Source organism: Enterococcus sp. (genome assembly GCF_022711995.1).
Lineage (GTDB): Bacteria > Bacillota > Bacilli > Lactobacillales > Enterococcaceae > Enterococcus_D.
Window position 1 is genome coordinate 1 of sequence record NZ_JALAHI010000155.1, and the last position, 8,044, is coordinate 8,044.

The 8,044-nt window shown below is 36.8% G+C and carries 6 protein-coding genes; all 6 read left to right on the forward strand.

Features of this window, described 5'->3' with window-relative positions:
• Window positions 1-441 (forward strand): restriction endonuclease subunit S (locus Q0A12_RS15050; protein ID WP_291293443.1); only part of this gene is annotated, 441 nt, incomplete at its 5' end.
• Window positions 442-444: 3 nt separating this feature from the next.
• Window positions 445-3,519, forward strand: coding sequence for an HsdR family type I site-specific deoxyribonuclease (locus tag Q0A12_RS15055; protein ID WP_291293444.1), 3,075 nt, complete (start codon window positions 445-447; stop codon window positions 3,517-3,519).
• 6 nt (window positions 3,520-3,525) lie between these two features.
• On the forward strand, window positions 3,526-4,524 hold the full coding sequence (gene rhuM / locus Q0A12_RS15060) for a RhuM family protein (RefSeq protein WP_291293445.1): 999 nt from the start codon (window positions 3,526-3,528) through the stop codon (window positions 4,522-4,524).
• The gene (locus Q0A12_RS15065; protein WP_291293446.1) at window positions 4,521-5,777 is read left to right on the forward strand and encodes a restriction endonuclease subunit S; all 1,257 of its coding nucleotides are present in this window, start codon (window positions 4,521-4,523) and stop codon (window positions 5,775-5,777) included. Before rhuM ends, Q0A12_RS15065 begins: the two co-directional genes overlap by 4 nt.
• A gap of 15 nt (window positions 5,778-5,792) precedes the next feature.
• Window positions 5,793-7,409: a type I restriction-modification system subunit M gene (locus tag Q0A12_RS15070; protein WP_291293447.1), complete on the forward strand. Its 1,617-nt coding sequence runs from the start codon at window positions 5,793-5,795 to the stop codon at window positions 7,407-7,409.
• A 183-nt stretch (window positions 7,410-7,592) separates the two neighbouring features.
• Window positions 7,593-7,928, forward strand: coding sequence for a nucleotide pyrophosphohydrolase (locus tag Q0A12_RS15075; RefSeq protein WP_291293448.1), 336 nt, complete (start codon window positions 7,593-7,595; stop codon window positions 7,926-7,928).
• Window positions 7,929-8,044 lie beyond the last annotated feature (116 nt).

Here is an 8,044-nt window from a genome sequence, read left to right on the forward strand (position 1 = left end):
GGTAACCATCAAATCGTATATACTTCTTCTAAAATTGAAAGTGAAGGCGCATTAATTAAGAATGATATTGTTATCAGCAATACTTTACAAAAAGCCACACTTGTTCACGAAAGAAATATTGGAAAGATTTTGTCCCTAAATTTTATGAAAGTAGAGTTCAAGAATGATTCCCTCGACAAAAACTATTTTCTATATCTTTTCAATGCTTATCCAGATATACAAAGACAAAAAGAGCGAGAACTTCAAGGTACTGGCCCAGTTCGGAAGTTAACCAAACGTTCTTTAGAAAATTTGGAAGTTCCAGTTGTTACTCTAGTAGAGCAGCAAAAAATAGGAGCGATTTATGTGGAGACTTTAAAACTACAAAGCAAATTGACCACTTATGCGTCGATGTTAGAACAATTCGCAGGACAGGTCATCGAAAAAAGCTTGGAGGAGTAACCAATGAAAAAGGATGCAGGAATTAAGAGCCAATCAGAATTGCAATTTGAAGAAGAAGTCATTGACTATTTAACAAAAATCGGTGGTGTAAAGCAATGGGAATATAAGAAAGAAATTCGAACGACTGAGCAGTTATGGGAAAATTTCAAAAAAATACTCGAACAAAATAACCATGCTCGCTTAGATCAACCTTTATCGATCACAGAATTTAATCAGGTAAAGAAAGTTATTTCTGCTATTAATTCTCCTTACCAAGCGGGTCAATTTCTTTATGGAGTGAATGGTGTTTCTGAAATCGAAGTAGATCTTGACGATGGACGTCATGTCTTTTTAACTGTATTTGATCAAGCTCAAGTAGGCGCTGGCAATACGGTTTATCAAGTGGTCAATCAAATTGAACGTGCAAAAATAATCGATGGAAAACCAAATCGTCGCTTTGATGTTACACTATTAATCAATGGCTTACCCATCATCCAAATTGAACTAAAGAAAGCTCTACATAATGCCACTGAAGCACTAAACCAAATGGAACAATATATAGCAGAAAAGCAGTTTAGTGACATTTTTTCTACTCTACAAATTTTAATTGCAATGACGCCATTTGATATTCGGTATATGGCTAACACAACGTTGCAAAACTTTAATCGCGCTTTCGCCTTTAATTGGCAAGATGAAGAAAAAGCACGTCCGATTTATTCATGGAAAAGTTTTGCAGATCAAGTGTTGTCTATACCGATGGCGCATGATTTAGCTACCCGCTACATGATACTTGATGGGACAAAAAATAAGGAAAGCATTAAAGTGATGCGTCCCTATCAAGTATATGCAACAAAACGTGTCCTAGACGCTGTTCGTAAATATGACTTTAGATATGATGATGGTAAGTTAGGATATATCTGGCATACAACAGGTTCTGGGAAAACAATCACTAGCTTCAAAACAGCTTGGTTAGCTAGTCGGATGCCAAATGTAGACAAAGTCATTTTTCTAGTTGACCGAATTGCATTAACCAATCAAACCGCAGATGCCTATCGTGCGTACGATCCAATCGCTGGGTTTGAAGGGAAAAATGGGGTTGTTGGAGACACCGCGAATATTGCTGACTTACATCGTAAGCTGACTAAAAAAAGTGATCAAAACATTCTTGTGACAAGTATTCAGAAGATGTCCCGCTATGTAAGCAGAGAAAGTTTCAAACCGTTAGATGCAAATATTCTATTTATTGTTGACGAAGCACACCGCTCCACCGGTGATGGAGTCAAAAATGAAGGAATGTTAGAAAGTATTCGTAAAGCACTACCAAACTCAGCATGGGTAGGCTATACCGGCACGCCAAAATTTCCAGAAACACGGGAAATTTTTGGTCATTTGCTCCATGCCTATACGATCAAAGAAGCCATTGCTGACAAAAATGTTTTAGGATTTAAAGTGGAGTTCAAAGAGACGATTGAAGCACCGAAAGATCCAACGGCTGAAGAAATCGATGATAATTTGCGCGGCAGTGTCTATGACTATAGTCCCGTCCATGTAGAGTTAGTTGTTCAAGATATCTTTTCCAACTGGAAGAAACGCTCGAATAGTCGCAAATACAATGCGCTGCTTACGGTTCATGTCGGAGGCAACCGAGCGAGTACACCACGAGCTATGGAATATTTTGACAAATTTATGGAAGAAAATAAGCGTCGACCGGAAGAGGAACGGCTAAAAGTAGGCATCAGTTTTTCTGTTGATACATCAAATAGCAACCATCAATTGGAAACAAACCAGAACCTTCATCGTGCGATTAACGCATACAATCATTTATTTGGCACAGCTTTTGATATGACAACAGTCAAAGCCTATACTGAAGACTTAGCTCGTCGATTGAACAAAACGGCAGACGATGGAAACTATTTAGATCTAGTCATCGTAGTGGATCAATTATTGACCGGATTTGACGCACCTGAGCTAAACACACTCTATATTGATCGAACGCTGAAGGGTGGAAACCTGATCCAAGCTTATTCACGAACCAATCGAATTCACGATCGGGATGCCAAACCCCAAGGGAATGTGGTGAATTACCGTTGGCCCGTACAAAATGAATATGAAATGAATCAAGCCTTTGCCATCTATTCCAATCGGGATTCTGCAGCAGAACAACTTTCTTTAGAAGAATTAAAAGAAGATAATGTGGCATCAGGAATTCTCTCGAAACCTTTCAGCACCGTAGAAGCGGAGACCAAAGATGTCATTCAAAAGCTGGCAGATCTAACGGATAATTATCTCCAATTACCACCGAGTGAAAAAGCGCAAGATGTCGTTTTCGAAAGTTTGCAAGAATATAACCGGCTCGTAAGTCAATTAAAGCAGTACACTGAAGATGATGAGAAGAATCCGCTATCGGCTTATGATGAACCTGAAGTCTTTTATCAGCGTTTAGGAATCACAGAAGAACAAGAAGTGATGTTAACGACCGTGCTTGCCAATGAGCTGCGAGAAAGACGCGCACGAAAAGATGAAATCGATATTTCACAAGTTAATCTGGAGATGGTTCATATTCATGATGTAAGAATTAATTACGATTATTTGGTTGAATTGATTGCAAAAATGGCAGACGAAGTTCATGAAGATAAAATGGATCAAGCAGAAAAAACCAAAGAAGAGATCGATATTGAAATTACAAAAATTGAAAGTGATAAAGAAATTACAAAATATCGTAACTTTGTCACAAAAATTTATACAAAAGAATTCGAGTTCGATAGTTATCCTGCTCCTATTGATAAAGAGGAAATGAATCAGGCAATGGAACGTGCACAAAGGGATGGTAACATTAAGTTGTTAACAGCGTTTATCCGAACATGGGGCTTGGACAACAGTATAAAACCCAAAGAATTGGACAGACTAATCAAACGTCATCGATTTGGTCAAGAGGATATGGATAAAAAAGGTGAATTGACAACGATCATGAACGATGCACGATTAGATTATCAAGAAATTGCAGCAGCAGAAGTTGCCGCCTTATCTTGGGTCAAATACCGTGTTGCGTTTCGCGAAGCTTTTTATAAAATGGCTGATGAAATCAAGAAAGGAGAGTAAGTTCTATTGAATGAAATTCAATTTTTAATCTATGAGGATAGCGACAAAGTCGAAGTCCTTATGCGAGAAGAAACCATTTGGGCCACACAGAAGACGATTTCCCAACTTTTTGATGTTGGCGTGCCCGCAATTAGCAAACATCTAAAAAATATATTTGAATCTGGTGAATTGGATGAAGAAGTGGTTGTTTCCATTTTGGAAAATACCACTAAACATGGTGCGATAGACGGAAAAACACAAACGAACAAGGTGAAATATTATAATCTTGATGCAATTATTTCAATTGGTTACCGAGTCAATTCGCAAAAAGCAACGAAGTTTCGGATTTGGGCAACAGACATTTTGAAAGACTATATCCAAAAGGGCTTCAAAATTGACGTAGAGCGAATGAAGCAAGGCGAAAATGCTTTTGGCAAGGACTATTTCCGAGAATTACTAAAAATAGTTCGCTCGATTCGTGCCAGTGAAAGAAGAATTTGGCAACAGATTACCGATGTGTTTGCTGAAATTTCTTATGACTATGACAAAAATTCTGAGATTACGAAGCAGTTTTATGCAACGATACAAAATAAATTTCATTATGCAATTACTGGAAAAACAGCAGCAGAAATTATTTATGACGGCGCAGATCGATCAAAAGAGAATATGGGACTGACGAGTTGGAAAAATCCTCCAGATGGCAGAATCTTACAGTCAGATGTGTCGGTTACTAAAAATTATTTGACTGAAAAACAAATTCGTAGCCTTGAACGAAATGTCTCTTCGTATTTTGATTATGTGGAACGATTATTAGAAGAAGAAACACTGCTAGGTATGGAAGATTTCGCCAAAAGCATAGATGAATTTCTGACATTTAACCGCTATCAAATTCTTGATGGAAATGGAAAAATCAGCAGTAAAGATGCTAAAGGAAAAGCAATGGATGAATACAAAGAGTTTAATAAACATCAACGCATAGTTTCTGATTTTGATAAGGAAATAGCGAAAGTAGGAGAGTTACAATGAGTGATACAAGAACAAATGCACCGAAAATAAGATTTAGAGGGTTTACGGAAGATTGGGAACAGCGTAAGTTGGGAGAATTGTCTGAAAAAATAACTGTAGGCATAGCAACTTCATCAAGCCTTCACTTTAGTTCTAGTAATGATGGAGTTCCATTTATTAAGAATCAAGATATAAAAGAAAATAAAGTTAACACAAAAAACTTAGAGTACATCTCACGCATGTTTGATAAGCAAAATAAAAATAAAAGAGTTAAGATAGGGGATATACTTACTGCACGGACTGGATATCCAGGATTAAGTGCTGTAGTTCCAGAAGAGTTAGAGGGAGCTCAAACATTTACAACTTTAATTACTAGACTAAAGAGTAATATAGCTACTCCTTATTTTGTTTCAGCATTTATAAATTCACCTAATGGGATGAAACAAATAGATGGTATGAAAGCGGGAGGAGCCCAGAAAAATGTCAATGCAGGTATCTTAAAAAATTTAGTGGTTCCTGTTCCAGAAATAAATGAACAATTTAGAATATCCATTTTTATAAGACAACTCGACGACACGATCACTCTTTATCAGTGTGAGCTTGATTTGTTAAAGCAAACAAAACAAACTTATCTACAAAAATTGTTTCCTAAATCAGGTGAGAATAAGCCAGAAATCCGCTTTGCAGGATTTACGAAGGATTGGGAACAGCGTAAGTTGGGAGAACTCGCAAATCATCGGGGAGGAACCGCTATTGAAAAATACTTCAAAGAAGATGGTAAGTACAAAGTGATTTCAATTGGTAGTTATGGATTAGATAGTAAGTATGTTGATCAAAATATTCGTGCAGTATCAAATAAAGTTACAGATAGTCGTGTTGTTCGTACAGGAGAGCTTACTATGGTGCTAAATGATAAAACTGCTACTGGAACAATTATAGGACGTTCATTGCTGATAGAAGAAGATAACAAATATGTAATTAATCAACGTACAGAAATTATTTCACCAAAAGAAAACTTTGATTCTAATTTTGCATATGTACTACTTAACGGTCCCTTTAGAGAAAAAGTAAAGCGGATTGTTCAAGGTGGCACACAGATTTACGTGAACTATCCTGCAGTCTCCAATCTTATTTTTAAACTTCCAGATATTAAAGAACAAAAAAAAATTGGACTCTTCTTCAAACAACTCGACGACACAATCGCTCTTCATCAGCGCAAGCTGGACTTATTAAAAGAAATGAAAAAATCATTACTACAACAAATGTTTATTTAAAAGGAGAAAAGATAAATGAGTACTGCAAATGAAATTACAACAAAACTTTGGGCGATGGCCAATAAACTGCGGGGGACAATGGATGCTAGTGAATATAAAAACTATATTTTGCCTTTTATGTTCTATCGCTATTTATCTGAGAATCAAAATGTTTACTTGAAAAAAAATGGCTTAGAAGACTACTACGAAGTGACTGATCCAGAAGAAAAAGAAGATTATTTAGAAGATATTAGTCGGGGGATTGGCTATGCTATCTCTCCTGAATATACTTGGGAACAATTAGTATCAAAGATTGAAAATCATCAAATCAAAGCTAGCGATTTTCAAGATATGTTAGATTCCTTTAACTTGAATGCCAAACGTAATCCGGTAGCTGAAGATGATTTTGCAAATGTCTTCTCAGATATCAATCTTGGGGATACTCGGCTAGGATCAAATACAAATGAGCGAGCAAAGGCTTTGAATGATGTCGTTTTGATGGTTAATGACTTTACCTTTAAAGACGACTCAGGTCATGATATTCTTGGCGATGTTTACGAATATCTCATTGGGCAATTTGCTGCTAATGCGGGGAAAAAAGGGGGAGAGTTTTATACCCCTCATGAAGTGAGTCAAGTGTTAGCTAAAATTGTAACCAAAGATGCAAAAGCGGATGAACAGCAATTTCGCGTATATGACCCTACAATGGGTTCAGGTTCGTTGTTATTGACAGTGAAAAATGAATTGCCTAATGGAGAGAAAACAGGCAGTGTGGACTTCTATGGTCAAGAGTTAAATACAACAACCTATAACTTAGCTCGCATGAACTTAATGATGCACGGGGTTACTTATCGCAATATGAATTTGAAACGTGGGGATACTCTTGATGCAGATTGGCCACTTGTAGAAAAAGAAGGAACACAAATTCCCTTAAAATTTGATGCGGTTGTCGCTAATCCACCTTATTCCGCTAAGTGGGATATAAAAGGGATCGATCGTGAAAAAGATATACGATTTAAAGGATTTGGTGTGGCACCTGCGTCTAAAGCTGACTATGCGTTTGTTTTACATGGATTATATCACTTAGATAAATCAGGAACGATGGCCATTGTCTTACCACACGGTGTATTATTCCGAGGGGGAGCTGAAGAGAGAATACGTAAAAATATTATCGATAATAACTTGTTAGATACGGTGATCGGATTGCCTGCAAATCTATTTTATGGGGCAAGTATACCAACTACTGTTTTAGTGTTTAAAGGAAGAGAAGCCCGAAAAACGAAAGATATTCTTTTTATTGATGCGTCTAGTGAGTTTGTTAAAGGGAAAAATCAGAATAAACTATCACCAGAAAATATTGCTAAAATTATTGAAACCTATGAAAAGCGTGAAGACGTTGAAAAATATGCTCATGTAGCAACTTTAGACGAAATCAAAGAGAACGACTACAACTTAAATATACCAAGATATGTCGATACCTTCGAAGAAGAAGAAGTGACGCCGTTGCCACAACTTGCGCAAGAAATAGCAGCAGTGAGACAAGAAATTGCAGATTCAACAGATAAATTGTTCGGTATGCTGAATGAATTGGAAGGTACGACAGATGAAGCGCAAGCAGAATTGAAAAAATTTATTGATATGCTGAGTAAATAGTATAGAGAATAAGCTGTAGTTTCTAGTGAAAAATAGCTTTGTCTTATACACAAAAAAAGAGTAGGCTTTGTCAACACTGGACAAAACTGAGTCTGTCTAATTATAGTCATTAGCTAATGATACTATCCGACACTTTGTCTCAAAAGAGGAAGGAAGCTATTTATTAGAGCAAAAGGAGAAAATATGGTTCACAAAGAAACCTCCATGGAATTAATCAATAAATTTCGGGATGAACGGAATTGGCGTCAATTTCATAATGAGAAAGATTTGGCGCTTTCGATTTCCATCGAAGCCGCAGAATTGCTGGAGATCTTTCAATGGAAGTCTTCGGAAGAGGCGCTGAAAGATTTTGAGCATCTTAAAGAAGAAATTGCCGACGTGTTGATCTACAGTTATATGTTGGCAGATAATCTAAAGCTAGATGTTGATGAGATCATCAAAGAGAAGCTGCAGAAAAATGCAGTGAAATATCCGGTGGAACAAAGCAAGGATTCTAAGAAGAAATACCGGGAGTTGTGAGTATTAGATTGACGTAAGAGACCAGAAGCAAGATGTTTCTGGTCTCTTTTTGTATAGAGGGAATCACGCTAGAAGCAACATTTACATAGTATTATTTATGTTGATAGATTCACTGA

Coding starts and splice junctions, on each gene's coding strand:
- Q0A12_RS15055 (WP_291293444.1), top strand. CDS start 445: ATGAAAAAGGATGCAGGAATTAAGAGCCAATCAGAATTGCAATTTGAA.
- Q0A12_RS15065 (WP_291293446.1), top strand. CDS start 4,521: ATGAGTGATACAAGAACAAATGCACCGAAAATAAGATTTAGAGGGTTT.
- Q0A12_RS15070 (WP_291293447.1), top strand. CDS start 5,793: ATGAGTACTGCAAATGAAATTACAACAAAACTTTGGGCGATGGCCAAT.
- Q0A12_RS15075 (WP_291293448.1), top strand. CDS start 7,593: ATGGTTCACAAAGAAACCTCCATGGAATTAATCAATAAATTTCGGGAT.